At 53.4% G+C, this 599-nt stretch carries 1 pseudogene; it reads right to left on the bottom strand.

The features are described 5' to 3' along the window. Positions 1–458: pseudogene (locus AAE484_RS17420) on the bottom strand (hypothetical protein); the annotation flags it as partial. Between the last annotated feature and the right edge of the window lie 141 nt (positions 459–599).

Here is a 599-nt window from a genome sequence, read left to right as displayed (position 1 = left end):
GCGGATTGATTCAACTCCCAACTGTCGAGGATTTCACCGGCCAGAAGGTTCATCATTCTCTGTAGCTGATGCGGTGTGGTCTGGTCGATCAGGTGCGGGGAGGCTTCAATTTTCAGGTGCGGGCCACTGTGTGTGGCTTTTACGTTGAAGTTCTTGAACAGCAGAATCAAACCCAGATCCGCATTCTGTAGCTTGTACTGGTAGCCAGAGTCCCGGCCAATGCGTCCTGCACACCATTCGTAGCCTCCGAGGTTAATAATGCCCCCTTTGGTGTCCATGTCCTCAATAAACCCGGGTTTGAGGTATCCACGATAGAGCTGACGCACGGTGTCCACACCGGAGTGCAGCACATTGACCTCGGAGAGATCGCAAAACTGGTTTCGATCAAAAAATAACCGGCCCTTGGCATCCGGTGCCAGTTCGAGGTTATGACGGGGTAAATGCTGAGGTTTGGCCATTTTTCGGTGTCCTCTATTGTGGTGTTATGTGATCTAACGAGATGATCATTATTGGTATATAAGACGTGCTACAGGGATGTCTTCCGACGTCGGCCGCCTCGGTGCGGCCACGCGCCGTGCCGTCACGCGTCCGCACCTCGG

The organism is Marinimicrobium sp. C2-29 (assembly GCF_038419845.1).
In the GTDB taxonomy this organism is placed as follows: domain Bacteria; phylum Pseudomonadota; class Gammaproteobacteria; order Pseudomonadales; family Cellvibrionaceae; genus Marinimicrobium.
This window is presented reverse-complemented; position numbering and strand designations above follow the sequence as displayed.